21 protein-coding genes are annotated in these 26,218 nt (G+C 65.4%); 4 read left to right on the plus strand and 17 right to left on the minus strand.

Annotated features, from left to right (window positions below):
* Positions 1-15: 15 nt before the first annotated feature.
* From WBB07_RS00110 to WBB07_RS00145, 8 genes are all read right to left on the minus strand, one after another.
* Entirely contained in the window at positions 16-831 is an 816-nt protein-coding gene (locus WBB07_RS00110) for an SHOCT domain-containing protein (RefSeq protein ID WP_526303605.1), read from the minus strand.
* A 317-nt stretch (positions 832-1,148) separates the two neighbouring features.
* Entirely contained in the window at positions 1,149-2,339 is a 1,191-nt protein-coding gene (gene tuf / locus WBB07_RS00115) for an elongation factor Tu (protein ID WP_526303607.1), read from the minus strand.
* A 95-nt stretch (positions 2,340-2,434) separates the two neighbouring features.
* A complete protein-coding gene (gene fusA, locus WBB07_RS00120) occupies positions 2,435-4,537 on the minus strand; it encodes an elongation factor G (protein ID WP_526303609.1) in 2,103 nt (700 codons plus the stop codon).
* A gap of 121 nt (positions 4,538-4,658) precedes the next feature.
* On the minus strand, positions 4,659-5,129 hold the full coding sequence (gene rpsG, locus WBB07_RS00125; protein WP_099037227.1) for a 30S ribosomal protein S7: 471 nt from the start codon (positions 5,127-5,129) through the stop codon (positions 4,659-4,661).
* Positions 5,129-5,503 (minus strand): 30S ribosomal protein S12, encoded by a 375-nt coding sequence (rpsL, locus tag WBB07_RS00130; RefSeq protein ID WP_036343468.1) that lies wholly within the window; start codon positions 5,501-5,503, stop codon positions 5,129-5,131. The genes rpsG and rpsL overlap by 1 nt, the downstream gene beginning before the upstream one ends.
* A gap of 365 nt (positions 5,504-5,868) precedes the next feature.
* Positions 5,869-6,483, minus strand: coding sequence for a TetR/AcrR family transcriptional regulator (locus WBB07_RS00135; protein WP_526303611.1), 615 nt, complete (start codon positions 6,481-6,483; stop codon positions 5,869-5,871).
* 50 nt (positions 6,484-6,533) lie between these two features.
* On the minus strand, positions 6,534-7,058 hold the full coding sequence (locus WBB07_RS00140; protein ID WP_526303613.1) for a DUF3558 family protein: 525 nt from the start codon (positions 7,056-7,058) through the stop codon (positions 6,534-6,536).
* Complete coding sequence (locus WBB07_RS00145; RefSeq protein ID WP_526303615.1) at positions 7,058-7,582, minus strand: DUF3558 family protein; 525 nt, start codon at positions 7,580-7,582, stop codon at positions 7,058-7,060. Before WBB07_RS00145 ends, WBB07_RS00140 begins: the two co-directional genes overlap by 1 nt.
* A 131-nt stretch (positions 7,583-7,713) precedes the next feature.
* On the opposite strand from WBB07_RS00145, the gene WBB07_RS00150 reads away from it, so the two are divergent.
* Both WBB07_RS00150 and WBB07_RS00155 read left to right on the plus strand, forming a co-directional pair.
* The gene (locus WBB07_RS00150) at positions 7,714-8,088 is read left to right on the plus strand and encodes a DUF3060 domain-containing protein (RefSeq protein WP_526303617.1); all 375 of its coding nucleotides are present in this window, start codon (positions 7,714-7,716) and stop codon (positions 8,086-8,088) included.
* A 31-nt stretch (positions 8,089-8,119) separates the two neighbouring features.
* Positions 8,120-8,524 (plus strand): DUF3060 domain-containing protein, encoded by a 405-nt coding sequence (locus tag WBB07_RS00155; protein WP_526303619.1) that lies wholly within the window; start codon positions 8,120-8,122, stop codon positions 8,522-8,524.
* 14 nt (positions 8,525-8,538) lie between these two features.
* Here the strand turns inward: WBB07_RS00155 and WBB07_RS00160 are convergent, their stop codons facing one another.
* The 3 genes from WBB07_RS00160 to WBB07_RS00170 all read right to left on the minus strand — a co-directional run bounded on the left by WBB07_RS00160 (position 8,539) and on the right by WBB07_RS00170 (position 11,826).
* Positions 8,539-9,306, minus strand: a complete 768-nt coding sequence (locus WBB07_RS00160) for a crotonase/enoyl-CoA hydratase family protein (RefSeq protein WP_526303621.1) — start codon at positions 9,304-9,306, stop codon at positions 8,539-8,541.
* On the minus strand, positions 9,303-10,034 hold the full coding sequence (locus tag WBB07_RS00165; RefSeq protein ID WP_526303623.1) for a PaaX family transcriptional regulator C-terminal domain-containing protein: 732 nt from the start codon (positions 10,032-10,034) through the stop codon (positions 9,303-9,305). Before WBB07_RS00165 ends, WBB07_RS00160 begins: the two co-directional genes overlap by 4 nt.
* Positions 10,035-10,188: 154 nt before the next feature.
* Positions 10,189-11,826 (minus strand): acyl-CoA dehydrogenase family protein, encoded by a 1,638-nt coding sequence (locus WBB07_RS00170; RefSeq protein ID WP_526303625.1) that lies wholly within the window; start codon positions 11,824-11,826, stop codon positions 10,189-10,191.
* A gap of 138 nt (positions 11,827-11,964) precedes the next feature.
* Here WBB07_RS00170 and WBB07_RS00175 point away from each other — a divergent pair, with 138 nt between their 5' ends.
* On the plus strand, positions 11,965-12,300 hold the full coding sequence (locus tag WBB07_RS00175; RefSeq protein ID WP_526303627.1) for a cupin domain-containing protein: 336 nt from the start codon (positions 11,965-11,967) through the stop codon (positions 12,298-12,300).
* 18 nt (positions 12,301-12,318) lie between these two features.
* Here the strand turns inward: WBB07_RS00175 and WBB07_RS00180 are convergent, their stop codons facing one another.
* The 5 genes from WBB07_RS00180 to WBB07_RS00200 form a co-directional block, all read right to left on the minus strand.
* Positions 12,319-13,107 (minus strand): hypothetical protein, encoded by a 789-nt coding sequence (locus WBB07_RS00180; RefSeq protein ID WP_526303629.1) that lies wholly within the window; start codon positions 13,105-13,107, stop codon positions 12,319-12,321.
* Positions 13,108-13,180: 73 nt separating this feature from the next.
* Complete coding sequence (locus tag WBB07_RS00185) at positions 13,181-15,493, minus strand: hydantoinase B/oxoprolinase family protein (RefSeq protein WP_526303631.1); 2,313 nt, start codon at positions 15,491-15,493, stop codon at positions 13,181-13,183.
* A 32-nt stretch (positions 15,494-15,525) separates the two neighbouring features.
* A complete protein-coding gene (locus tag WBB07_RS00190) occupies positions 15,526-17,655 on the minus strand; it encodes a hydantoinase/oxoprolinase family protein (RefSeq protein WP_526303633.1) in 2,130 nt (709 codons plus the stop codon).
* A 30-nt stretch (positions 17,656-17,685) separates the two neighbouring features.
* On the minus strand, positions 17,686-18,114 hold the full coding sequence (locus tag WBB07_RS00195) for an acetone carboxylase subunit gamma (protein ID WP_526303635.1): 429 nt from the start codon (positions 18,112-18,114) through the stop codon (positions 17,686-17,688).
* Positions 18,115-18,151: 37 nt separating this feature from the next.
* Positions 18,152-20,071 (minus strand): hydantoinase/oxoprolinase family protein, encoded by a 1,920-nt coding sequence (locus WBB07_RS00200; protein WP_526303637.1) that lies wholly within the window; start codon positions 20,069-20,071, stop codon positions 18,152-18,154.
* Positions 20,072-20,272: 201 nt separating this feature from the next.
* Between WBB07_RS00200 and WBB07_RS00205 the strand changes: the two genes are divergently transcribed.
* Positions 20,273-22,123: a sigma-54-dependent Fis family transcriptional regulator gene (locus WBB07_RS00205; RefSeq protein ID WP_526303639.1), complete on the plus strand. Its 1,851-nt coding sequence runs from the start codon at positions 20,273-20,275 to the stop codon at positions 22,121-22,123.
* A gap of 115 nt (positions 22,124-22,238) precedes the next feature.
* Here WBB07_RS00205 and WBB07_RS00210 read toward each other — a convergent pair whose 3' ends face one another.
* Positions 22,239-26,186: a DNA-directed RNA polymerase subunit beta' gene (locus WBB07_RS00210; protein ID WP_526303641.1), complete on the minus strand. Its 3,948-nt coding sequence runs from the start codon at positions 26,184-26,186 to the stop codon at positions 22,239-22,241.
* Between the last annotated feature and the right edge of the window lie 32 nt (positions 26,187-26,218).

Raw genomic sequence — 26,218 nt, forward strand, 5'->3', positions numbered from 1 at the left:
GGTGGCCCGTCGGTGTTACAGCTCGGCGATGATCCGCTCCCGCTTCGTCCGGTACTCGGCCTCGGTGATCACACCGGTGGCCCGCAATGTCTCGAGCTCCTGAAGTCGGGCCGCGGTCGACGGGGCGGGCGCCGCAGGCCGGTACGACGGCGCCGGTTCCGGCGATACCGGTCCGGTCGTGGCCCGGCGAACGATGTTCATCACCTGCTGGCGTAACACCGGGTTGGAACGAATGTCGATGGTCCCCGTCAACGGCACGTTATTGGACTTGAGAGCCTGCATGATCTCCATCAACGGCCCGGCCTGACCGGTCAGGTCATAGGTGCTGCCATCCTCATCCAGGATGAACTGCGCAGGCGTCACTCCGTTGACCAATGCGGCTCGGTTCCAGTCGATTTCGAATCTCTGGGTGTCCGGGTCCACAAGCACCACGAGGTTACCGCCGGTGATCGACGGCAGCCGAGGTACGGAGGCGATCACCTGGTCCTCCGCGGTGAATGGCGCAAATCCGGGACCCTCGATGCGCAGGTCCAGCTTGATCAGTGGCTGCCCGTTGATTTCGGTGCCGGTCTCGTGCCTGCCGATGACACGCGCGGTGCCCAGAACCCCGCGTTGTTCCAGGTATTGCGACCGGGCCGCTGCCCTGGCTCCGTAACCGGCCCACAGCAGTGCCAGCAGCACGTCGATGGCGGTCACCACCAAGCCGACCCAGAACATCCACTTCATCAACGGGTCTTTGCCGGCGGCGAAGTACACCGTCAGGAAGATCGGGCCAACCAGGCCGCCGCACAACAACACCCAGATCTGCGCCTTCAGGTAACGCCACAACATCGCCTGGCCCCTTCCTGAGCCAGTGTCAGCCCAGGCGCAGCGTAACGCTTCTCCCCCGCAGCGGATTCGACGGCTGTCATCCGCGGCGGCTTCCGGTTTCAGGCCGACATGCAGCTGCGTCGCGGCAGCCCGGCTGGTTCACGCGCGGCAGGAGCTACCCGGTGCTGCTACTGCTGCCGTTGCCGTTGTTTGCTGGAACTGTTTGTTGTTCGACGGAGGGGGCGCAACCCGCAGGCGCCGACAGCTACGGGATTGCACCCAAAACAAAAGCGGCGCCCACCCTTTCGGGTGAGCGCCGCTTCAGCGGTAGAGCTAGATCACTTCAGGATCTTGGTAACGCGGCCGGCGCCGACGGTACGGCCACCCTCGCGGATCGCGAAGCGCAGGCCGTCATCCATGGCGACGGGCTGGATCAGCTTGACGGAGATGTCGGTGTTGTCACCGGGCATCACCATCTCGGTGCCCTCGGGCAGGGTCACCACGCCGGTCACGTCCGTGGTACGGAAGTAGAACTGCGGGCGGTAGTTGTTGAAGAACGGCGTGTGGCGGCCGCCTTCGTCCTTGGACAGGATGTAGACGCTGCCCTCGAACTCGGTGTGCGGGGTGGTGGTGCCGGGCTTGACCACAACCTGGCCACGCTCGACATCTTCACGCTTCACACCACGAACCAGCAGACCAACGTTGTCGCCGGCCTGACCCTGGTCCAGCAGCTTGCGGAACATCTCGACACCGGTGACCGTGGTCTTCGTCGTGGTCGTCTTGATACCGACGATCTCGACTTCCTCGTTCACGTTGATCACGCCACGCTCGACGCGACCGGTGACGACGGTGCCACGACCGGTGATCGTGAAGACGTCCTCGACGGGCATCAGGAACGGCTTCTCGGTCTCGCGAACCGGATCCGGGATCGACTCGTCGACCGCATCCATCAGGTCCTCGACGGACTTGACCCACTGCGGGTCGCCCTCGAGCGCCTTCAGCGCGGAGACGCGGATGACCGGGGCTTCTTCGTCGAAGTCCTGGGCGGCCAGCAGTTCGCGGACCTCCATCTCGACGAGCTCGATGAGCTCCTCGTCGTCCACTGCGTCCGACTTGTTCAGCGCGACCAAGATGTAAGGCACGCCGACCTGGCGAGCGAGCAGCACGTGCTCACGGGTCTGCGGCATCGGACCGTCAGTGGCGGCAACCACCAGGATCGCGCCGTCCATCTGGGCGGCACCGGTGATCATGTTCTTGATGTAGTCAGCGTGACCGGGGGCGTCCACGTGGGCGTAGTGACGCTTCTCGGTCTGGTACTCCACGTGGGAGATGTTGATCGTGATACCGCGCTGACGCTCCTCGGGCGCATTGTCGATCTGGTCGAATGCGCGCGACTCGTTCAACTCCGGGTACTTATCGTGCAGAACCTTGGTGATTGCTGCAGTCAGCGTGGTCTTGCCGTGGTCAACGTGACCAATGGTCCCGATGTTGACGTGCGGCTTCGTCCGCTCGAACTTCGCCTTCGCCACTTCTTGTCCTCCTGGACTTGTCGGTGCTTTCTAAAGCAGATGTGTTTGGCAGTGATTCGGTATTCAGTTGCGTGGTCCCGCAAGGGAACCGGAGATTATTCTCCGGTCGCCTTCGCGATGATTTCCTTCGACACGTTGGCCGGAACTTCGGCGTAGGAGTCGAACACCATGGAGTAGTTCGCCCGGCCCTGGGTCTTCGACCGGAGGTCGCCGACATAGCCGAACATCTCCGACAGCGGCACCTGCGCCTTGACGACACGCGCACCGCTGCGCTCCTCCATGGCCTGGATCTGACCACGGCGGGAGTTCAGGTCGCCGATCACTTCACCCATGTAATCCTCCGGGGTGGTGACTTCGACGGCCATGACGGGTTCGAGGATGACCGGCTGCGCTTGCGCGGCAGCCTTCTTCAGTACCTGCGAACCGGCGATCTTGAAGGCCATTTCCGAGGAGTCGACGTCGTGGTAAGCGCCGTCGAGCAGGATCACCTTCAGGTTCACCAAGGGGTAGCCGGCAAGCACGCCGTACTGCATGGCGTCCTGCGCACCGGCATCCACCGACGGGATGTACTCACGCGGGATACGTCCACCGGTGACCTTGTTCTCGAATTCGTAGGTCGCACCGTCTTCGCCGACAAACGGCTCGATGGCGATGAGGACCTTCGCGAACTGGCCGGAGCCACCGGTCTGCTTCTTGTGGGTGAATTCGACCTTCTCGACGGCACGCTTGATGGTCTCTTTGTAGGCCACCTGCGGCTTGCCGACGTTGGCTTCGACCTTGAATTCGCGACGCATGCGATCAACGAGGATGTCGAGGTGGAGCTCGCCCATACCGCCGATGACGGTCTGGCCGGTCTCGGAGTCCTGGTGCACCTTGAACGTCGGGTCTTCTTCGGCGAGCTTCTGGATCGCCAGCGACAGCTTCTCCTGGTCGCTCTTGGTCTTGGGCTCGATGGCCACTTCGATGACCGGATCCGGGAACGTCATCGACTCCAGCACGATCTGCTTGCTCGGATCACTCAGGGTGTCACCCGTCGTGGTGTCCTTCAGGCCGATCACGGCGTAGATGTGACCCGCCGAGGCGGTCTCCACCGGGTTTTCCTTGTTGGCGTGCATCTGGAACAGCTTGCCCAGGCGCTCCTTCTTGCCCTTGGTCGCGTTGACGACCTGGGCACCGGAGTCAACCTTGCCCGAGTACACCCGGACGTAGGTCAGCTTGCCGAAGAACGGGTGCGTGGCGACCTTGAACGCCAGCGCCGAGAACGGCTCGTCGATGGCCGGACGACGGGTGATGACCTCGTCCTCCTTGCCGGGCACGTGGCCTTCGGCAGCCGAGACGTCAAGCGGCGTGGGCAGGTAGTCGACAACCGCGTCGAGCATGGGCTGCACGCCCTTGTTCTTGAACGCGCTGCCGCACAGCACCGGGTAGATCTCGGAGTTGACGGTCAGCTTGCGGATCGCGCCCTTGATCTCCTCGACGGAGAGGTCTTCGCCACCGAAGTACTTCTCGAGCAGCGCCTCATCGGTCTCGGCGACGGTCTCGAGCAGCTTGGTGCGGTACTCCGCAGCCCTCTCCTGGAGATCAGCGGGAATCTCGACGGTCTCATAGCTCTCACCGAGCTTGGTCTCGCCGCGCCACACCTTGGCGTTCATCTCGACCAGATCGATGATGCCCTCGAAGTCGTTCTCCGCGCCGATCGGCAGCTGGATCGGGATCGCGCGGGCACCGAGGCGCTCTTCCATGGTGCGAACCGAGAAGTAGAAGTCGGCGCCCAGCTTGTCCATCTTGTTGACAAAGCAGATACGCGGGACGTCGTACTTGTCGGCCTGACGCCAGACCTGCTCGGACTGCGGCTCCACGCCTTCTTTGCCGTCGAACACGGCAACAGCACCATCGAGCACCCGCAGCGACCGCTCCACCTCAACGGTGAAGTCGACGTGACCAGGCGTGTCGATGATGTTGATCTGGGTGTTGTTCCAGAAGCAGGTCACCGCCGCCGAGGTGATTGTGATCCCACGTTCCTGCTCCTGCTCCATCCAGTCGGTGGTGGAGGCGCCGTCGTGAGTCTCGCCGATCTTGTAGTTGACCCCGGTGTAGTAGAGGATCCGCTCAGTCGTCGTCGTCTTACCGGCGTCGATGTGCGCCATGATGCCAATGTTGCGGACCTTGCTCAGGTCAGTCAGCACGTCCTGTGCCACGGCTAAATTCCCACTCTTTCGCTTGCTAGATGAAGTGTGTTCTCACGCTCGGCGACCCGCGTCGCTGCGCATCGCCGGTAAGCGGCTTCCCGAATCCACGGGAAGCCACCGCGGACCGCAATCACCAGCGATAGTGCGCGAAGGCCCGGTTCGCTTCGGCCATCTTGTGGACGTCCTCGCGGCGCTTGACAGCCGCACCCAACCCATTGCTGGCGTCGAGGAGCTCGTTGGCCAAGCGCTCCACCATGGTCTTTTCACGACGCTGCTTGGAGAAGCTGACCAGCCACCGCAGTGCCAGGGTGGTGGAACGCTCGGGGCGCACCTCGACGGGCACCTGGTAGGTGGCGCCACCGACACGACGGCTGCGGACCTCGAGAGCCGGCTTGACGTTGTCCATCGCGCGCTTCAGCGTCACGACCGGATCGGTACCGGTCTTTTCGCGAGCCTGCTCGAGCGCACCATAAACAATGCGCTCAGCCAGCGATTTCTTCCCGTCCAGCAGGACTTTGTTGACCAGCTGGGTCACCAGCTGCGAACCGTAGACCGGATCGTTGACCAACGGGCGCTTAGGCGCCGGACCTTTGCGCGGCATTAGCTCTTCTCCTTCTTCGCGCCGTAACGGCTGCGGGCCTGCTTGCGGTTCTTGACGCCCTGGGTATCCAGCGAGCCGCGAATGATCTTGTAACGCACACCCGGCAAGTCCTTCACACGACCGCCGCGCACCAGCACCATCGAGTGCTCCTGCAGGTTGTGGCCTTCGCCGGGGATGTAAGCGGTGACCTCGACGCCGGTGGTCAGCTTCACGCGCGCAACCTTACGAAGCGCCGAGTTCGGCTTCTTCGGGGTGGTCGTGTACACGCGGGTGCACACGCCGCGGCGCTGCGGGCTGCCCTTGAGGGCCGCGGTCTTCACCTTCGCGACCTTATCGGTGCGACCCTTGCGGACCAGCTGCTGAATGGTTGGCATGTACCGGCTTCCTATGTAGTGCTGTCTTACTTGGTGTGTTTCAGTTGTCGCGCTTGCGCGCTCTTTAAGTCTCTGTACTGCAGTTTTGCCCGTTCTACGCACCCCGCGATCGGGCGTGTCGCACATGGTCGGCTCGAGTAGACGGCCGATTCTCGTCGGCGACACCTCGATGCCTGAAGACATGCGAATTGGCCTGGCGTGCGCGCACACCGACCGTCGAAAAAGGCGGCATGCGCCCAACCGGGCCAGGCACGAGCTCCCACGATACCAGGGGCGGCCATGGTGACAAAACCGCGATGGAACCCATCGGCGCGACTCTTCCCGCAGGTCAACCGACCGGCGGTTTTACCAGCCAACTAAGGCACTCACGTACGGCGCTCCAGCCCGGTTGTCAGGCGCAGGACCATGTCGGAGAACACCGCGTCGGTGTCGATGTCATCCATCACGCCCGTCATCTCCAACAGCACAAACCCGTGCAGCGCCGACCAGAACTCCAGCGCCGCGTAGTAGGCGTCCTCCCCCCGGAGACCATAGGAGATCAGGACGTTGATCACCGGAGCCGCGGCGTCCTTGGTGGCCGCCGAGTACTCGGGGTCGTCGTCACCGAACGGCATCCGGGTGAAGGCGGAATACCGGCCCGGATGGTGGTGGGCGTAACTGCGGTAGGCCCCGGCCATCGCCAGTACCGCATCCTCGCGCACCCGGCCTTCGCCCACATTGTTGAGCATCCCGATGATGTCGCCGATCACCCGCATCCGCACCGTACGGCGCAGATCTTCGAGGCTGTGGACATGGTTGTACAGCGACGGCCCCTTGGTGCCGAGGTGATTGGCCAGCGCATTGATCGTCAGCGCGTCCCAACCCTCGCGGTCCAGGAAGCTCAGCGCGGCGTTGACGATGATGTCGCGGCTGAGCTTGGTGGGCCGAGCACCGGTGCGCGCCCGAGTTCCCGTCTGAGACGGGTCGGGCCGTGATGCCATCCGATTGCCCCCAGTGTGTCCGGACCGAATAGTTCGGTCAGCGAAGGACTCTAGTTGACACGGTCCTGCGACAGTTGCGCCAGCTCTGCGGTGATACCGCACAGGTCAGCCAGGCTGGCCGGGTTCAGTGTCTGGATGGACCACGCGATGACGTCATTGCCCTTGTCGACGTAGATGCTGCACGCGTTGACGTCCTCTGCCTGGAACCCCTGGTTTCCGCTCATCTCCAGTTCGGTGATGGTCCGGCCGGCATCGCGCTCGAGCTGTCGTTCGAGGTCCAGATCACTGCCGCGGTACCACCAGGTGGAGATGCCCATACCTGCGCCGACCGAGCCCAGCATGGTGTCCTCCTGCCAGAAACACCCGGTGTCGGAGCTGAGCACCTTTCGGAAGATGGCGGTCCCCGCCGCTTCCTCCACCTCGTCGTCGGTGACCAGGTTGCACGGCCCGCTGTGGAACCCGTCCACCGGCGCGGTGGACTCCCCCGACGGCGCCGGTTCCGTCGGCGACCCGCAGCCGGTGAGCGTCAACACCAGGACGGCCAGCCCGGCCGCCGCATTCCGCCCGAAGGCCATCACATCTCCGACGACAGGGTGGCGGCCAGCAGTTTCTCGGCGTCCGCACACGGGTCGCCGACCTGCTCAGCGCGATACTGAACCCACCAACTGAGCACACCCGGGTTGGCCGAAGCCGTCGCCGAGCACCCCGCCCCGGTGATCGAGGTGCGGGCCAAGAAGGTCGGATATCGCTGGATCACGGTGTCGGTGATCTCGGCCCCGCGCGCCTGCGCCACCTCACGTTCGCGGTCGACGGTGCCGGTGTCGAACCAGGAGAAGGTGGCGTCGATGGTGGAGTCCCCCCGGGACAGCACGTACTGACAGACGGCGCCGCTGTACGGACGAACCACTTCATCGGCCTCGATGGTGTCCCGGACGGTCGAGTCGGTCAGTCGGCCGCAGCTGTCGTCGATGTAACCGAAATTGCGGCCGGCATCGTCGGCCTGCGGCTGCGCCCGCTCGGCAGACCCGTCGACGGTATGCGAGCACCCAGTCACCGCAATACCTGCGGCAACTGCCAGCACCACCACGCACCTGTTCACCGCCCATCACCGTACTGATCGACGCTGATTCGGGCGAGCCCACCGAACACGGTGATTCGAACTGCCTCAGTGACAGTTGCGGTAGACGTAGTCTCAACCGCACATACGGGATGCCGGCGAAAGGACTGTCGATGAAGACGATGTCGAAGTGGGGTGCGCTGACCGGGTCCACGTTGCTCGCTGCCGCCTGCGTCGTGGGCGCGCCGACGGCGAGCGCCAAGAACGGCGACACCCACGTCACCGGCGTCGGCGTCACCACGACAGTGGACTGCAACGACTCGGTGCTGTTCGTCAACGGCTTCAACAACACGATCACGGCACTGGGCAACTGCTGGGCGGTGACGATGCAGGGGTCGTACAACACCGTCGTCGCGGATAACGTGGTCAATGACATCACCGTTTACGGGTTCGAACAGACCGCATTTTTCAAAACCGGTGCACCGGCGCTCATCGATCGAGGACGGGAACTGGGGATGACCAATCGCATCGCCCGCGTCCCCGCCTGACGGGCACCGCACCTCCAGGAATCGAGGAATCATGTTCCGGCGACATGCCACAGTCCTGCTCGCCGCAGCGATCGGCGTAACGGCGCTGGCCGGTTGCGGGTCGGAAAGCTCGGACACCGCCAGCCCCACCGCGACAGCCGGAACCTCGGGCGCACAAGTCGAGGTCGGTAACACCATCAACTACGGTTCCTTCGGCACCACTGCCGAAATCGACTGCGCCGACGGTAAATCGCTCAACGTCGGCGGCTCCAACAACACCTTGACCGTGACCGGGACCTGCGCGTCGGTCAACATCGGCGGCGCCGACAACCGAATCGCCTTCGACACCGTCGACAACAGCCTGTCGGTGGTCGGGATCAACAACTCCGTGACCTACGCCGACGGCGATCCGAAGGTGGACAATCTCGGTTCAGGTAACAAGATCGAAAAAGGCTGATTCTCCTGCTCCGCTCACTGGGCCGTCGCGCCGTGGCGTCCCGCCCCATCGGCGAACCGTCTGGCTCCGGAGAATGACTCGTCCTTGACTCGGGCGATGCTGCCGAATTCGAGCTCCATGGCTTCTTTTTCGGGCATCCCCCACTGCTGCACCGCCGAGAGCCGGTCGGCGCGCAGACACTGTTGGGGAAGCGCAGCGAGGTCGGCGGCCAGCCGCTCGGCCTCGTCGCGGGCCTGACCCTTGCCCACCACCCGATTGGCCAATCCGATCCGCAACGCCTCCGGCGCATCGACGGGCCGACCGGTCAGGATCAGATCCATGGCCCGGCTGTGCCCGATCAACCGTGGCAGCCGGACCGTGCCCCCGTCGATCAGCGGTACCCCCCAGCGCCGGCAGAACACCCCGAACACCGCGTCCTCTTCGACCACCCGCATATCGCACCAGAGCGCCAGCTCCAGCCCGCCGGCGACGGCATATCCACTGACAGCGGCAATCACCGGTTTGGACAAGACCAGGCGCGTCGGCCCCATCGGGCCGGGGCCGCTGCGATGCACCTGGTTGGCCTCCGGGGTGCCGAATGCCTTGAGGTCGGCGCCGGCGCAGAATGTGCCATTGTCACCCCAGAGCACCGCCACCGACGCGGAGCTGTCGTTGTCGAAATCGTCGAACGCAGCGTGCAGTTCGGCGGCCGCGGGGCCGTTGACGGCGTTGCGGGCCGAGGGCCGGTTCATGATCACCGTGGTCACCGGTCCGCTGCGCTCGACGCGCACACCACCGCTCATGAGGCCTCCACTTCGGCGTGATCCCGACGACCGGTCAGCTCGGCCGCAAATTCTTGGTATCCGGCGCGCAGTTCCCCGCCCGGCCAGCCGGGTGGCAGAAGCTCTTCCGGCAACAGCGGGTCGGTCGACAGGAGCCGCACCGCGGCGGCCGCCGCGACGAATCGGCCCGGAACCCCGTCGGCAGCGGCCATCTCGTCGAGCAGCCGGCGGCCGGCGGCATTCCAGGCCGGCAGATCCCACAGTGCCGCAACCAGGTCCGCCGGAGCGGCATCAACACTGGTGAGCACCCGCACCCGCGCGACGATCTCGTCGGGCAGCTCGAACGCCAGATTGTCCGGGCGTAGCCACACACCCTCACGGAGTTCACCGAATCTGGCTTGCTGCAACGCCTTCCGCAGAGAAGCCCGGGCCCGCGCGTCGATACCGACGCTGGTGATCACCAGCGTCGTCCAGGTGCCGTCCCAGGTCCGCAGCTTCGGGCTCAGAGCCTCGTCCTGACGGCGCTGCCGCAGCAGGAGTCGATCCGAAAGCCGGTAGCCGTCGGCCGAACGGACCAGGTCTCCGGTGCCCACCATTCGCGTCAACGCCACTCGCAACGCGTTCTCGTTGATACCAAAATCCTCGGTGAGCCGGATCAGTTCGGCGGCCGTCGCCCACGCCGGATGTGCACCCAGCAACACCGACAGCACCACCGACCTGGCCGTCATCCGGACCGGTTGCCGGCTCATTCGCCCGACACCCGGCGGCCATGGCCATCGCGCACCTGGCCGCGGTGGGTCGCCCTTTTCCGGCGAGCAGACGCAAACCCGGGCTCTCGAGGCGGATTCGGCGCGAGTTTGCGTCTGCTCGGCGGGAGAACTGGCCGGGCCGCGGGCGGCAGCGTCATCCCTTGACCAACGCGCGTTCGATGATGGGCGCCAGGTCCAGGCCCGTCGGCAGGGTGCCGTAAGCCCCGCCCCACTGCCGGTCCATCCGGGTGGCCAGGAACGCCTCGGCGACGGCGGGGTGTCCGTGCCGGACCAGCAGCGACCCCTGCAGCGCCAAACAAATGTCCTCGGCGATCCGGCGGGCCCGGTACTCGATGGTGGCCAGGTCCGCCTGGGCCCCGAGCACCAGTCGCAGCGCGCCGACATGGGCGTCGAGCCGGGGATCCTGGCCGGCGGAGAGGTCCAGCTCGTCGAAGAGGACCTCCACACATTCGGGACGAGTTGCCATCGCCCGCAACGTGTCGAGGGCACTCACATTGCCCGAACCCTCCCAGATGCCCATCAGCGGCGCCTCCCGGTACAGCCGAGGCATTCCCGACTCCTCGGCATAGCCGTTACCGCCCAGGCATTCCATGGACTCGGCCGCGTGGGCGGTGGCCCGCTTGCACACCCAGTACTTGCTGGCCGCCAGCCCGATCCGCCGCAGCATGGTTTCGCGATGGTCGCCGCGGACCGCGTTGTCGGTGGCCCCCGCCATCCGCATCGCCACGATGGTCGCCGCCTCGGCTTCCACTGCCAGGTCTGCCAGGACATTGCGCATCAACGGCTGATCGATCAGGTACGCACCAAAAGCCTTGCGGTGCTGTGCGTGGTGGACCGCCCGGGTGAGCCCGGTGCGCATGCTGGTGGCACTGCCCAGCGTGCAGTCCAGCCGGGTGAGGTTGACCATCTCGATGATGGTCGCCACCCCGCGCCCTTCCTCCCCCACCAGCCACGCGGTGGCACCGTCGTATTCGACCTCGCTGGAGGCGTTGGCGTGGTTGCCGAGCTTGTCCTTGAGCCGCTGCAGGACCATCCGGTTGCGGGTGCCGTCGGGCAGCACCCTGGGCAGGAAGAAGCACGACAGCCCATCGGGGGCCTGCGCCAGCACCAAGAAGACGTCGCTCATCGGCGCCGAGGTGAACCACTTGTGCCCGGTCAGCGAATAGGTACCGTCACCGTTGCGAATCGCCTGCGTGGTGCCCGCACGCACATCCGAGCCGCCCTGCTTCTCGGTCATCGACATGCCCGCGGTGATACCGGCTTTGGCCGCCGGCACCGTCAGTTCGGGGTCGTAGACCCGGCTGCTCAGCAGCGGCTCGTAGATCGCGGCCAGCTCGGGGTTGGCCCGCAGCGCGGGGACCACCGCGTAGGTCATGGAGATCGGGCAGATGTGCCCGGGCTCAGGTGTCCACACCGAGTTCTTGGCGGCCCGGACCACGTGGGATCCGCGGCGGTCGTCTGCCCACGGTGCGGCATGCAGGCCGTGGCCGACGGCGACGGTCATCAGCTCGTGATACGCCGGGTCGTATTCGACCTCGTCGACGCGATGCCCGTAGCGGTCGTGGGTGTGGAGGATCGGGACGTTGCGGTCGGCGAGCTCACCCCAGCGTTGCGCCTGCCGAGTGCCCGAGAGCGCCCCCAATTCGTGGATCTCGTCGAGCCCCCATCCCCCACCTTCGCGGATGACGGCTTCGGTCAGCACCGGGGAGGTCGCGGGGTTGTGGTTTTCCAGCGGCGGCACCTGGTTGGTGACGACATGGGTGTCGGTCATACCCACCACTGTTACAAATTCTCAACAGCCGCACAAGACCCGTAATGTCTCCCGGCCGAGCGCGCGCGTCTGTACGCCGACACGCGGCAGTTTGTGTACAAACGGGTGCGCTCGCGCAGGCGTGGCAAGGTTTCGAGCGTGCAGCCCAACACCCTCATCCATGCCGCCACCACCGAGCTGGCCCACCAGCCCGTGCCCGCCGACCAGACCGTCAGCGGCGCCCCCAGCACCGGCACCCGGGCCCTTGTCGACTTCGACGGCCTGGAACTCGGCATCTGGGAGATGACTCCCGGAGTGATGACCGATGTCGAGGTCGAAGAGCTCTTCATCGTGCTGTCCGGTTCGGCCACAGTCGAATTCGCCGACGGCAGCCCCACCCTGGTGCTCGGCCCCGGCGATATGGCCCGTCTGGCCGCCGGCGCCCAGACCACCTGGACCGTCACCGAGACGCTGCGCAAGGTCTACGTGGCCTGACCGCCGAACCGGCGCTGCTCAGCGCAGCGCCGCCAGCCGGTCGAGCACCTGCTCCGGTGCTGCCGTCCCCGGAATCGTCGTCACCAGCACGTCAGCGGCGGGAACATCGGCCTCGCCGGTCCAATAGTCGTCGCCGATGACACCGATCTGCGGATCCCCGGGCGCCGTCTCGATCCCGGTGTTGTTCCGCAATGCCAGGGACCAGCCGAAATGCGAGGCCACATTGGCGATCGCGGTGTAGGACTCCAGCAGCTCGGCCGTCTCGGCGGCCTGCCCCCGCGCGTCCATCAGCACCAGCGCAACCGGCACCGCTCCCAACCGGCCCAGCCACTCGGCGATGTACATCGAGGCACTGTCGGCACGATCGGCATCCACGCCGTCGAGGGGGTTGCCCGCAACATCGTGGGCCCAGGCCAGCCACTGCGCCGGTGACGGCACGGCCAGCACCAGTTCTCGCCGCGAGGTGGTGGCCAATGTCGTCAGCGTCTCCACCGTGGCGCCCAGCAGGTCGTCATCGCCCAACAGCGTCCGCAGCGGATACCCCGTTCGGGTCCGGGCGCCCATCGCGGTGACCAGATCGGGTCGCAGGCTGTGGTGGGCCGCGTGCAACCGGCGAGCATCCACCCACAGGGCGTCCGGGTCCAGCAAGCCGCGAACCTGCCCGAAATGCCCGACCACCGAGGTGGTGTCGGCCCACGGGATCGGTGCGCCCTGGCGGATCACCGTCGTGGAGTACTCGGCGTCGTCGATCAACAGTGGCCTGCTGCGCCCGCTCGGTGCTGCAGCGACAAGCGATTTCACACTCATGAGAGTTCCTTTGAGATCGAGAGATGTGGTGGCGGTCTGTCCCCACCCCCAGGAGGACAGACCGCCACCTCTGTCAGGTCAGGCGCGCAACCGTTTCGCCGTGCCGCTGCTCGAGTTCGGCGATCCGGGCCTCCAGTTTGGCGATCTTGACCTCGCGGCGATCCGGCACCATCACGATCGGCAACTCGGCCAACGGCGCGCTCACTCGCTGTGGGCCATCGATGGTGTAGACGGTTGCGGTGATGTCCTCGGCCCCCGGCGCCCAGGCGCCCCACGAACCGTAGTAGGCCAGGTCCTGCGGCGGTTCCGGCGTGACGAACTCTGCGCAGAATTCGTCAAACGGCTTGCCGCGCTTGAGGCGATCCTGCCGCGCCGCCGCACGTGCCGCCTCGGTGCCGGCCACATCCAGCCGCAGGGTGGCCGCGTCGTAACGCACCCCGAAGACGTCCTCGGCCACCTTCTGGCTGATTCGGCCGAGTTCGGCATCGCGGATCACCGATTCCGGCAGCCGCTCCAACGGATCGCCGTAGCCGCCGCCGGCGCCCTGGCTGATCATGTAGAGCTCGCCGTCCTTGGCGATGTCGAACTGCAACCCCATGTGATAAGTGGAGTACCGGCCGTCCGGGAACGGCCGCTCGTTCATGACCTTCTCGATGGACAGGTCGAACTTCTTGTTGTCGGCCCGGAAATGCTCGTAGACGTTGGTGCCCTTGACCATCGACAGCGGGTACGTCCCGCATCCGTAGCCGCCGTACATGCCGTAGACCGAGGAGAACTTGGCTCCCGAGGTGACGGTCATGAATCCCCACTGCGGGGTTCCCTCCGCGGCCACGATCATCTCGTAGCCCATGCCGCCGGTGAACTTGCCGAATCCCATGTTGTCGCGAACCAGGCGCTTGGCGACGAGCTGCATGAACGGCACCTCCTCCTCCATCACCTCCTGCTCGGCGGTGTCTGCCATCGCGCAGAACAGTGGGGAGATCGCATCCTCTCCGTCACGGAACGGCTTGGCACCACCGGGCATTCCGTTGAGGTCCGCGCAGAGATTGCCCACCATGTCGCCGTGCTGGGTCACCCCACCCCAGAGGAACGTGTTGATCTGGTTGAACCAGTTGGCGACCACGTTGCTGTACTTGTTGGGCGTGGAGAACGACATCCGGCTGTAGAGGGCCTGCATGGCCGAGAATCCCCGGAACGACGCCTGCAGGGACTGACCCATCGGGGCATCGTAGGAGGCATCCGCCCAAGTGCCTTCGTCGGAGATGATCTCGATGCAGCTCATCGCCGCCGTGCAGCGCGGCAGGTCAGGCCACCAGAACGCCAAGATGGCTTGCATCATCATCGATTTGACCGAACACAGCGGTGAATTGATGGCACGGTTCAGGATCTCCGGCCCGGTCCCCCGAAGATCGACGGTCATCTTGTCACCCTTGACGGTGATGGTGCACGCGAGCTTGATCAGGATGTTCTCTTTGAGAGTACTGTCCATGAACTGGTCGAAACGATAAGTGCCGTCCGGCAGTTCGGCGATACGGCGACGCACCTCGACGTCGACGTCCTCGACGGTGGTGCGCAGCGCCGCAACAAAGGTGTCGACACCCACCTCGTCGATCACCTTGTCGATGCGCTCCATGATCTTGCGCACCGCGGTGATCTTGACCTTCAGGTCGGCCAGTTGCAGCTTGGGGTCGCGCACCGAATGCTGCAGGAAGGTCAAGAGGTCCCGGCGCAGCTCGCCCCGCTCGACGATCTTGAACGGGCTCATCCGCAGTCCGTCGTCGAAGGGGGTCTCCGAGCCCGACGGCATCCCGCCCGGCTCACACGCACCGTTCTCGCCCTCGTGAATGGTGGCCGCCACCCAGGCGATGATCTGGCCGTCGCGCATGATCGGCATGATCATCGACTGATCGGTGTTGTGGACGTTGCCGTACCGCGCGTCGTTGTGGATGAACCCGTCGCCCTCGTTGACGCCGACGGTGGGCTCATCCTTCCAGTACTTCATGATGTACCGGATCGGGTGATGCAGAATCGCGCTGAAGGCGATGACGCCGTGGCACGACAGGTAGGACACGTCACCGCTGGCGGTGTAGATCGCCGTGGTCAGGTCACCCCATTTGGCGCCGGGCGCCGCTCCCTGTGCCTCGCACATCTCGTAGCCCTCGTCGAGGGCGCCGGCGATCCGCTTGCGGATCCGTTCCACCTGTAGCCGATCCACCCCGGCGGCGATGGCAACATCCTCGTGCAGCGACCGCTCCGAGATGCTGTGGCTGCGCATGATCTCGGGATCCGGTCCGAGGAACAGGGTGGTCTCGTCCATGAACTTGTCCACCCACTGCTGCTCCTCGGAGGTGAGGTCGGCGGCCGGACGTTCGTTGACTGCTGTCATTGTCTTTGTCTTTCAGTAGATTTCGGCTGCGGTCAGTCCTGCAGGAACCACACGGCGCCCTGCGCCGTCGGCTCCAGACGCCAACCCGGCTCGACCAGGAAGGTGGTGTTCTCGGTGGTGACGATCGCCGGTCCGGCGATCACCCGGTCATCGGTGAGAGCGTTCTGGTCGAACACCGGGGTATCGAGCGCACCGTCGATGCCGATGAAGTGCGCTTTACGACTGCCCACCGCCTCGGGAGCGGTGCGGGTGCCGCCGTGCTCGAGAGACTGGAAGTTGACCACGTCACCGTCGACATAGGAGGCGACCCGCACGGTGCTGCAGCGGATTCCCGCTTCGGGAGCAGCCGAGGCCGCCCCGAACCGGTGGCTGTAGACATCGCCGAAGGTCTTGATGATCTCCAGGACGTCCCCGACACCGTTGATCCGGTGGATGTCGGAGAGGGCGACCGCCTGGGTGAGCAACTGGTTGCCGTAGCGCATGTCGAGTTCCAGACGGTAGCGGACGTCCTCACCCGAAAAGCCCTGCCGGATGAGGTCTTCGCGGCCGCGTGCCTCCAGCTCCTCGACCACAGCGTTGAACTCCGCGTAGTCGTCATAGAGGGCCCGGGTGGTCGAGTTGTACATCGTCACGTGCACACCACGCTCGTGGAAGTGCAGCTGCTTCATGTTGCCGGCCCCACAGGCCGAGAACACCGACGAAAACGGCGGTGCCAGAACTCGTTTGATTCCCGCGTGCCGGGCGACGCCACAGGCGTGCAGCGGGCCGTTGCCGCCGTAGGCCAGCATGGTGAAGTCCTCGGGCAGGTAGCCGCGCACCCGCAGCTCCTTGCCGATCCCGATCGCCATCTGCTCGTCGACCCCGTCTTTGATCACCTTCGCCACGGTGATCGGATCCATGTCCAGGGGGTCGCACAGGTCTTCTTCGATGGCAAACAGCGATCGCTTCGGGTTGAGCTTGATGTACCCGTTGGCGTAGTTGTCCGGATCGAGGTAGCCCAGCACCAGGTCGGCGTCGGTGACGGTGGGGCGCAAGCCACCACGGTCGTAGCAGGCCGGGCCGGGGTTGGAGCCGGCCGACTTCGGGCCGATCTTCACCGAGTTGTGGATGCGGTCGTAGCTGGCGATCGATCCGCCGCCGGCCCCGAGGGTGTCCAGGTGCACCATCGGCACCGAGACCAGCCACCGGTCGATCGTCGGCAGGAAGTCGTAGTGCTTGACCCCGCCCTCGGGCACCAGACCGATATCGAACGAGGTGCCGCCCATATCGGTCGCGATCACGTGCCCGATTCCGGTTTCGTTCGAAAGGTGCTCGGCCGCACCGACACCGGCAATCGGACCGGAATGGATGGTCTGGAGTGCGTCGGTGGAGTTCATCTGCGCCATGCCACCGGAGTTGTGGATGACCAGCATCGGCCGGTCATAGCCGAAGTCCCGCAGGTTGCTCGACAACTGTGCCAGGGCGTGGAACATGATCTCGTGCAGGTAGCCGTCGATGATCGTCGATGTGGCGCGCACGTATTCGCCCTTGCGGCCGGACACCTGGTGGCCGAGCAGTACCGGGATGGCGCCGAGTTCATGCGGCGGGAACTCGTCGAGGATGATCTCCTGGATCGCCAGCTCGTGGTCCGGGTTCTCGGTGGCGTTGACCAGCGACACCACGATCGCTTCGGCACCGGCGTCGACGAGTTCACGCACCACGGCCCGCACATCGTCGGGATCCAGTCTGGCGACGACCTTGCCGGCCGAGTTGATCCGCTCCTTGACCGAACGGATCATCGCCCGGGGCACCAGCGGTTCCGGACGTTCGGCGGCGGGCAGGTTCTGCTGCATCGCGTAGTCCAGGCCTTCGCCGTAACCACGTCCGCGAGACAGCGGGATGGTGTCCTCGAAGCCGTGGGTCACGATGGCCGCGACCCTGGGCCCGTTGCGTTCGATGAGGGCGTTGGTGCCCAGCGTGGTGGCGTACCGCACCGAGTCCACCTCGGAGAGCACTGTCGAGCGGTCCAGATCGGCTCGCTTACAGGCCAAGTCGAGCGCCTCGTTGAAACCGATGGCGAGGTTGTGATGGGTGGTCAGTGCCTTGGCATCGACGTAGATGTCGTCCCAGACGAAGAAGCAGTCGGTGAACGTGCCACCGATGTCGACTGAAATGCGTTTCATGTCTTCAGATCTCCAGGAGTGTGTCGGATGTCAGTGGATGTGGCCGATGGCCTTGAGCGCGGCGGTGTGCTTTGCCGCGTCCTCGCCGGGGCCGTAGTTGTGAACCTTCTCGGCGTCTTGACCCCGCTCTTCCCATTGGGCGCGCAGCGCAGCGACGTCGATGATGATGTCGACGCTCGGCGGATGGCCCGGAGGCAGGTACTCGCACTCGATCTGGGTGGCGCAGCCCGGGCAGTAGTACTCCAGGATGCGGCAGTAGGTCGGGTCCGGACTGAAGGTGTACTCGTAGCGGTCCGGATCGATGATCGGCTGGTGGATCTCGCGGGGATCCCGGTCGTAGACCAGGGTGCCCGGCTTGTAGTTCCCGTGGGCGGAACCCATGTCGTGGGCGCACACCCGGCAGACCCAGCGTTCGGTGTCCAGGTCGATGACGAGGTATTCGGTCATGGGGACTCTCATCGGAGTGTCCTTTCTCTCAAGAAGATGTGGTGGATGTTCAGCCGTTGTCGACCAGCAGCAGATCGCCGGCGCGGGTGACGTGGAACGACCAGCCCGGCAGTACCCGGGTGGTGAAGAACGGACCCTCGACGATCGCCGGGCCCGCCCCGGTGTCACCGGGGCGAAGCTGATCGAGGACGTGCACCGGAACTTCGTCGACCTGTTCGGCGCCCGAGCGCACCGCACGCGTGCCGATCGCCGCGGCGGCGGTTTCTTCGGTCGCGGTGTCGGAGGTCAGTTCCGGGTGCGGCAGCGGAGCGGCCGCCGTCAGTTGCAGGGCCACCACACTGTTGGGGTAGTCGACGCTGTCACCGGGTGTGTACGGGAGCCGGGTGACGCCGGCGTCGCCGGCTTCGGCATCCTCCACCAGCAGCTGCCAGGAGGTCTGGCAGTCGGCCAGGGCATAGCCTTCCTGGAACATGTCTCGCTCGGCGCGGGCCTGCAGTGCCTCGTAGGTTTCGCGTGCCGACTCGGCGGTGGGTTCGGCGACGATCACCTCATAGGTCTTGCCGATGTCGGAGAAGGAGATCCCGAAGGCGGAGAACACTGCGGCGGTGCGCGGGATCAGCACCCGCTTCACCCCGGCGAGGCGGGCCGCTCCGGTGGCGCTCATCGGACCGGCACCGCCGAACGCCAGCAGGGTGGTGTCCTCGCGGACCAGCGGCGCGAATGCTGCCGACAACGCCTGGAAGTAGGCGTGCTCCATGCGGATCAGCGCTTCTTCCAGCGAGATCCCGAGCGGCTCGGCGACGGTCTCGGTGATCACCGCACGCGATCTGCTGGGATCGAGGGTGAACGTGCCGTCGAGATAGGTGTCCGGATCCAGGACACCCAGCAGCAGGTTGACGTCGGTGATGGTGGCCTGCTTGCCACCGAACCCGAAGCACGCGGGTCCCGGTGCCGCGCCCACCGACTTCGGTCCGACGGTGATGGCTCCGTCGACGACCTGGATCACCGATGAGCCGCCCACACCCGCGGAGGAGACATCGCTCATCGGGTAGGAGATGTGCACTCCCTCGATGCCACCGCGGTCGGCGACGGCCACGGCACCGTTCTCGACGACACCGATGTCGGTGGTGGTGCCCCCGATGTCCATCATCAGGGCGTGCCCGAGGCCGTAGACCTTGGCCAATGCCGCGGTGCCTTCCAGCCCGCCCCGGGGACCTGACGAATATGTCTTGAGTGCGATCGATTTCGCCACCCGAGAGGAAGCGCCGTCGTTGCGGTACACCAGCAGCGGGTTGATCACCTTGTAGGCCTGTAGCCGCCGCTCGGCGCCGTAGAGGAACCGTTCCATGGTCGGATGCAGGAACGCGTTGACCACACACGACCACACCCGGCGGGAGTCGTTGCGGTCGCCGGCCAGTTCCCAGCTGTAGATCAGGGGTACCGATCCCAGGAGCTGCCGGGGGAACTTGCGCAGCAACACGTGCCGCAGCCGGCGTTCCTCGTCCGGGCTGGAACCGGCGATCACCACCCGGGCGGCGCCGAGTGTGGTGAGCCGGTTGATCCGTTGCACCGCGTCGAACTCGAAGGTCTCCTCATCGGAATCGGGGTCGATGGTCATGATGCGCTCGGCCACCAGCCCGTCGAACAGCTTCCGCTCGGCGGCGCTCTGCTGTAGCTCATCCGCCAGCCCGGCAATCGTGGTCAGGATGCCGATCATGGGCCCGCGACGTTCCACCAGGGCATTGGTGCCCTGCGTCGTGGAGTACCGGATATGCGCGGTCGCATGCAGCAGCCGCGTGATGTCGGCGTCACCGTAGAGCGCTGCCGAGGCCTTCTCGATGCCGGTGAACAGGCATTCCGACAAATCGTGTGGGGTGGTCAACGTCTTGGTGAAGGTGAAGGCGTTGCCGTCCCAGACGCAGATGTCGGTCAGCGTCCCGCCGTTGTCGATGTTGATCAGAGTGTCCATACCGCTCCATTCATGGAAAGTGCGTCTCCTGCCGAGTGCGTGTGCTCTGCACCACACCGCTGGGCGATAACCTTGCCGATGTCTCAGGGCGGCCCGGCGTCCCAAGTTCGGACACACCAGGGACTTGGCTGTGACGCAGCTCTCCCTCAAACTGGGATCAGACATCGCGATATGCCGATGTGACCTAGCCAGGAGCCGCCCATGCCGAACAGTCCGGCCCGCCTACTGCGAGTGGCCGCTGCCCGTGCGGACTTTCTCGAATACGGTGAATCCGGTGCAGCCGGGGTGTCCGATGTCGTCGCCGCGTCGTGGGGGCGCAGTCAGGCCGCGGGTGTCGACGTATCCCACCCGCAGGGCACGTTCACCGATCAGATCAACACCGGTTCGCTGCTGGTCCGCTGCGCGCGGCCGGTGCTCCAACAGTTGGAGGTCGACACTGCCGATCTGCCGATGGTGATCGCGCTGACCGACAGCAAGGCCCGGGTGGTGCAGCGCATCGACAGCTCTCCGGCGGTGGCCCGGCTGCTCGACCGGGTGCACCTGGCGCCGGGGTTCGACTACTCGGAGTCCGCCATGGGCACCAATGGCATCGGGACCGTCTTCGAGGCCGGCAAACCGATCAGCGTGGTCGGGCCCGAGCATTTCTGCGAGAACCTGCACATGTTTGCCTGTACCGGGGCTCCGGTGATCGATCCGATCACCGGGCGCGTGGAAGGTGTGCTCGACATTTCGACGCTGTCGCAGGCGTGGAGCCCGTTGATGCACACGCTGGTCAAGAGCGCGGCCAAGGACATCGGACACAACCTCCTGCTGGATCGCAGCCAGTCGCAGCGGGCGGTGTTCGACACCTATCTGAAGGTGACGTCGCGGTCGGACCGCCAGGCGGTGTTCGCCTTCGGCGACTCGGTGTTCATCGCCAACACCGCCGCCCAACAGCTGTTCGATGCCGCCGAACAGCGGCTGCTTCGGGAGCACGCAACGTTCCTGATGACCAGGAAGGACCGGGCCAGCGACACCTTGACGATGCCGGGCGGGGACCGACTCGTCCACATCCGCGGCACCCGGATCCTCGCCGGTGCGGAGGTGGCCGGGATGGTGGTGATCGCCGATCTGGTGACCACCCGCAAGAACGGGTCGCCCGGCGATTTCAGCGAGCAGCAACTCCCCCAGATCGCGATGGCCGCGCCCGAGACCTCCCAGATCGTCGGTGGCTTGTCCCGCTCGCGTGACTCCCTGGCCGGCGGTAGCTCACCGGCGTGGGTACGGGCCTGCGCGGAGCTGCGCGCGGCCCTGCAACAGGGCAAGGCCACGTTGGTGGTCGGTGAGACCGGAGTCGGGAAGTTCACCTTGGTCGCCGAGCTGTTCCATTCCGTCTACCCCGGTGGCCGCAGCATCTCGGTGGACGCCTCCCAGCTCGGAATCGATGATCCGCCTTCGGATTTGAGTACCCTGCTGGCCAGCCCAGGCGAGCCCACCCTGCACATCATCCGCGATATCGACCAAGCCAGCACCGACGGTGTCGAACGCTTGGAGGCCTACTTCTCCGCTGTGGAGGCCCTCGACGGGCAGGCCTGGGTGGTGGCCACCGGGCTGGACTCGTCGTCGACGGCAGACCTGCCGTTCCGCGAGCTGCTGCATCATTTCGAGGAGTCGATCACGGTGCCCCCGCTGCGGTGCCGTACCGATGATCTGCCGACCATCACCTCAGCGCTGCTGCGCGGTGCGGCACCCGACCGCAAAGTTCGCCTGAGCCCGGACGCCCAGCGCCTCATCGCGCGATACACCTGGCCGCGCAACATCTTCCAGCTCCGCGAGGCCCTGGTGCACGCGCTGCGTCGCCGGCCGGTGGGCGAGATCCAGGACACCGACCTACCCGGGTACTGCCAGACGGTGGCACGGCACGCGTTGACGCCACTGGAGACCGCTGAGCGCGACGCCATCGTCGCGGCGCTGCACGAGGCCGGCGGCAACCGGGTGGCAGCCGCGTCTCATCTCGGCATGGCCCGCTCCAGCCTGTACCGCAAGCTCAAGATCTACGGCATCACTGCCTGATCCTGCGGGCCCTACGCAACGGGCACCAAGGATGAGGAGGGACACCGACAACAAAGAGGCCCCCCGGGACGAATCCCGAGGGGCCTCTTCGTGAGAACTACTGCCGGTTGTCGAACTACCGGTAGTCGCTGTAGCCGTAATCGTCCAGCGGCACCGCAGCACCGGTCGCCTGGCCGAAGTCCGGGCTGTAGTACTGATCCTCGTAGGACGGGATCGTGTACGCCGCAGCGCGGGCTTCTTCGGTCGGCTGCACCTGGATGTTGCGGTAGCGGTTGATACCGGTACCGGCCGGGATCAGCTTGCCGATGATCACGTTTTCCTTCAGACCCTGCAGCTTGTCGCTGCGGCAGTTGATCGCCGCATCGGTGAGCACACGAGTGGTCTCCTGGAACGACGCCGCCGACAGCCACGAATCGGTGGCCAGCGATGCCTTGGTGATACCCATCAGCACCGGACGGCCGGCTGCGGGCTCGTTGCCCTCAGCGACCACCCGCCGGTTGGCGGATTCGAACTCGGCGCGCTCGGTGAGCGAGCCGGGCAGGAACTCCGTTGCCCCGGAATCGATGATGGTGACGCGGCGCAGCATCTGCCGGACGATCACCTCGATGTGCTTGTCGTGGATCGACACACCCTGGGCGCGGTAGACCTCTTGCACCTCGTTGACGAGGTGCACCTGGACCTGACGCGGACCCTGGACGCGCAGCACCTCGTGCGGGTCTGCCGAGCCTTCCATCAACTGCTGGCCGACCTCGATGTGGTCACCCTCAGCCAACGGACGCTCGGAGCCGTCCTCGTGCTTGAACACCCGCAGCCGCTGACGACGCGGCAGCTTGTCGTAGACAACTTCTTCGCCACCGTCATCGGGGATGAGGGTGATCTTGTAGAACTTGTCGGTCTCCTCCAGACGCACCCGCCCGGTGGCATCGGCGATCGGGGCCCGGTTCCGCGGAATGCGGGCCTCGAACAGCTCCTGCACGCGGGGCAGACCGCCGGTGATGTCGCCACCGACACCACCCTGGTGGAAGGTACGCATGGTCAGCTGCGTACCGGGCTCACCGATGGACTGCGCGGCGACGATACCGACGGCCTCACCGATGTCGACCAGCTTGCCGGTGGCCATGGAGCGGCCGTAGCAGGTGGCGCACACGCCGGTGCCGGTGGTGCAGGTCAGCACCGAACGGACCTTGACCTCGGTGATGCCGGCAGCCAACAGCGCGTCGATCGCCGGGTCGCCCAGGTCGTGACCCCGCTCGATGATGACGTTGCCGCTGGCGTCCACCGCATCCGAGGCCAGTGTTCGAGCGAACGCCGAGGTCTCGACGTGCGCATCGCGGAGCAGGGCTCCGTCATCGGTCTTCTCGGCGATGGTGACGATGATGCCGCGCTCGGTACCACAGTCGGTCTCGCGAACGATGACGTCCTGTGACACGTCCACCAGACGGCGGGTCAGGTAACCCGAGTCGGCGGTACGCAGCGCGGTGTCGGCCAGACCCTTACGGGCACCGTGGGTGTTGATGAAGTACTCCAGCACCGTCAGGCCCTCGCGGAACGAGGACTTGATGGGCCGCGGGATGTACTCACCCTTCGGGTTGGTCACCAGACCCTTCATGCCGGCCAGGTTGCGGACCTGCGTCATGTTGCCGGTCGCACCCGACTTGGGCAGCAAGGTGATCGGGTTGTCCGCCGGGTAGTACTCCTCGAGAGCCTTACCCACCTCGTCGGTGGCTTCCTGCCAGATCTTGACCAGCGCTTCGCGCCGCTCGTCTGCAGTCAGCGCACCACGCTGGTACTTCTTCTCGATCCCGTCGGCTTCGCCCTCGTAACGATCGAGGATCGCCGCCTTCTGCGGCGGCACCAGCACGTCGGCCATCGAGACCGTGACACCCGAACGGGTCGCCCAGTGGAAACCGGCGTCCTTGAGCTTGTCGACGGTCTGCGCGACCACGATCATCGGGTAGCGCTCGGCCAGATCGTTGATGATCGCGGCCTGCACCTTCTTGTGCATCTGCTTGTCCACGAACGGGTAGCTCACCGGCAGCAGCTCGTTGAACATCACCCGACCCAAGGTGGTGTGGGCGTTCCAGCCATCGCCCGGCTTCCAGCCGTTGGGGAACAGCTCGGCCTCGACCTCGGCCGGCGGACGCAGCTGCGTCATCCGGACCTTGATCTTGGAGCGGACGCTCAGTGCACCGCGGTCCAGGGCCATGATGGCCTCGGCCGGGCTGCTGTACGTACCGGTCTCCGGGGAATCGTTGGTGGCAGGAGCAAACTCGCCCTTGTCGCCTTCGATCTCGGTGGTCAGGAAGTACAGACCGGTCACCATGTCCAGACGGGGCATGGCCAGCGGCCGGCCCGACGCCGGGGACAGGATGTTGTTCGACGACAGCATCAGGATGCGGGCCTCGGCCTGCGCCTCCGCGGACAGCGGAAGGTGCACGGCCATCTGGTCACCGTCGAAGTCGGCGTTGAACGCCTCACAGACCAGCGGGTGCAGCTGGATGGCCTTGCCTTCGACCAGCTGCGGCTCGAAGGCCTGGATACCGAGACGGTGCAGCGTAGGTGCCCGGTTCAGCAGCACCGGGTGCTCACCGATGACCTCTTCAAGGACATCCCACACCTGCGGACGCTGACGTTCCACCATGCGCTTGGCGCTCTTGATGTTCTGCGCGTGGTTCAGGTCGACGAGACGCTTCATCACGAACGGCTTGAACAGCTCGAGTGCCATCAGCTTGGGCAGACCGCACTGGTGCAGCTTGAGCTGCGGACCGACCACGATGACCGAACGGCCGGAGTAGTCGACACGCTTACCGAGCAGGTTCTGACGGAATCGACCCTGCTTGCCCTTGAGCAGATCGCTCAGCGACTTCAGCGGACGGTTGCCCGGCCCGGTGACAGGGCGGCCACGGCGGCCGTTGTCGAACAGTGCGTCGACGGACTCCTGCAGCATCCGCTTCTCGTTGTTGACGATGATCTCGGGGGCACCGAGGTCGATCAGTCGCTTGAGGCGGTTGTTGCGGTTGATGACGCGGCGGTACAGATCGTTGAGATCGGAGGTCGCGAAGCGGCCACCGTCGAGCTGCACCATCGGACGGAGCTCCGGCGGGATCACCGGGACGGCGTTGAGCACCATGCCCATCGGCGAGTTCCGGTTCATCTGGAACGCCGCGACGACCTTGAGTCGCTTGAGCGCACGCAGCTTCTTCTGGCCCTTGCCGTTCTTGATGGTGTCGCGCAGCGACTCCGCCTCGGCGTCGATGTCGAAGGTCTCGATGAGCTTCTGGATCGACTCCGCACCCATGGCACCGGTGAAGTACTCGCCGTAGCGGTCGACGATCTCGCGGTAGAGGTTCTCGTCGACGATCAGCTGCTTGGGAGCCAGCTTGGTGAAGGTGGTCCAGATCTCGTCGAGCCGGTCCAGCTCACGCTGGGCCCGGTCACGGAGCTGACGCATCTCACGCTCGCCGCCGTCACGCACCTTGCGCTTGACATCGGACTTGGCGCCCTCGTCCTCGAGTTCCTTCATGTCGGCTTCGAGCTTCTGGGCCCGGGCCTCCAGGTCGGCGTCACGCTGATCGGCGACCGACTTCTTCTCGACGACCATCTCGGCTTCGAGGGTGGAGAGCTCGTTGTGACGCATCTCGGTGTCGACGCTGGTGATGACGTAGGCGGCGAAGTAGATGATCTTCTCGAGATCCTTCGGCGCCAGGTCCAGCAGGTAGCCGAGACGCGACGGCACGCCCTTGAAGTACCAGATGTGGGTGACCGGCGCGGCCAGTTCGATATGGCCCATCCGCTCACGGCGCACCTTGGCACGAGTTACCTCGACACCACAGCGCTCACAGATGATGCCCTTGAAGCGCACGCGCTTGTACTTGCCGCAATAGCACTCCCAGTCGCGAGTCGGTCCGAAGATCTTCTCGCAGAACAGGCCGTCCTTCTCGGGCTTGAGCGTGCGGTAGTTGATGGTCTCCGGCTTCTTGACCTCGCCGAAGGACCAGTTACGGATGTCGTCCGCGGTCGCGAGACCGATGCGGAGTTCATCGAAGAAGTTGACGTCTAGCACGTAACTCCCTTTCCCCTTGCGGGACTAGATAA

Origin of the sequence: Mycobacterium sp. (assembly GCF_049647605.1) — a bacterium.
In the GTDB taxonomy this organism is placed as follows: domain Bacteria; phylum Actinomycetota; class Actinomycetes; order Mycobacteriales; family Mycobacteriaceae; genus Mycobacterium.

What these genes read in the sequence shown, in the direction of transcription:
- WBB07_RS00110 (WP_526303605.1), bottom strand. Translation starts at nt 831, where the DNA reads ATGTTGTGGCGTTACCTGAAGGCGCAGATCTGGGTGTTGTTGTGCGGC.
- rpsG (WP_099037227.1), bottom strand. Translation starts at nt 5,129, where the DNA reads ATGCCGCGCAAAGGTCCGGCGCCTAAGCGCCCGTTGGTCAACGATCCG.
- rpsL (WP_036343468.1), bottom strand. Translation starts at nt 5,503, where the DNA reads ATGCCAACCATTCAGCAGCTGGTCCGCAAGGGTCGCACCGATAAGGTC.
- WBB07_RS00135 (WP_526303611.1), bottom strand. Translation starts at nt 6,483, where the DNA reads ATGGCATCACGGCCCGACCCGTCTCAGACGGGAACTCGGGCGCGCACC.
- WBB07_RS00140 (WP_526303613.1), bottom strand. Translation starts at nt 7,058, where the DNA reads ATGGCCTTCGGGCGGAATGCGGCGGCCGGGCTGGCCGTCCTGGTGTTG.
- WBB07_RS00150 (WP_526303617.1), top strand. Translation starts at nt 7,714, where the DNA reads ATGAAGACGATGTCGAAGTGGGGTGCGCTGACCGGGTCCACGTTGCTC.
- WBB07_RS00155 (WP_526303619.1), top strand. Translation starts at nt 8,120, where the DNA reads ATGTTCCGGCGACATGCCACAGTCCTGCTCGCCGCAGCGATCGGCGTA.
- WBB07_RS00160 (WP_526303621.1), bottom strand. Translation starts at nt 9,306, where the DNA reads ATGAGCGGTGGTGTGCGCGTCGAGCGCAGCGGACCGGTGACCACGGTG.
- WBB07_RS00165 (WP_526303623.1), bottom strand. Translation starts at nt 10,034, where the DNA reads ATGAGCCGGCAACCGGTCCGGATGACGGCCAGGTCGGTGGTGCTGTCG.
- WBB07_RS00170 (WP_526303625.1), bottom strand. Translation starts at nt 11,826, where the DNA reads ATGACCGACACCCATGTCGTCACCAACCAGGTGCCGCCGCTGGAAAAC.
- WBB07_RS00180 (WP_526303629.1), bottom strand. Translation starts at nt 13,107, where the DNA reads ATGAGTGTGAAATCGCTTGTCGCTGCAGCACCGAGCGGGCGCAGCAGG.
- WBB07_RS00185 (WP_526303631.1), bottom strand. Translation starts at nt 15,493, where the DNA reads ATGACAGCAGTCAACGAACGTCCGGCCGCCGACCTCACCTCCGAGGAG.
- WBB07_RS00190 (WP_526303633.1), bottom strand. Translation starts at nt 17,655, where the DNA reads ATGAAACGCATTTCAGTCGACATCGGTGGCACGTTCACCGACTGCTTC.
- WBB07_RS00195 (WP_526303635.1), bottom strand. Translation starts at nt 18,114, where the DNA reads ATGAGAGTCCCCATGACCGAATACCTCGTCATCGACCTGGACACCGAA.
- WBB07_RS00200 (WP_526303637.1), bottom strand. Translation starts at nt 20,071, where the DNA reads ATGGACACTCTGATCAACATCGACAACGGCGGGACGCTGACCGACATC.
- WBB07_RS00205 (WP_526303639.1), top strand. Translation starts at nt 20,273, where the DNA reads ATGCCGAACAGTCCGGCCCGCCTACTGCGAGTGGCCGCTGCCCGTGCG.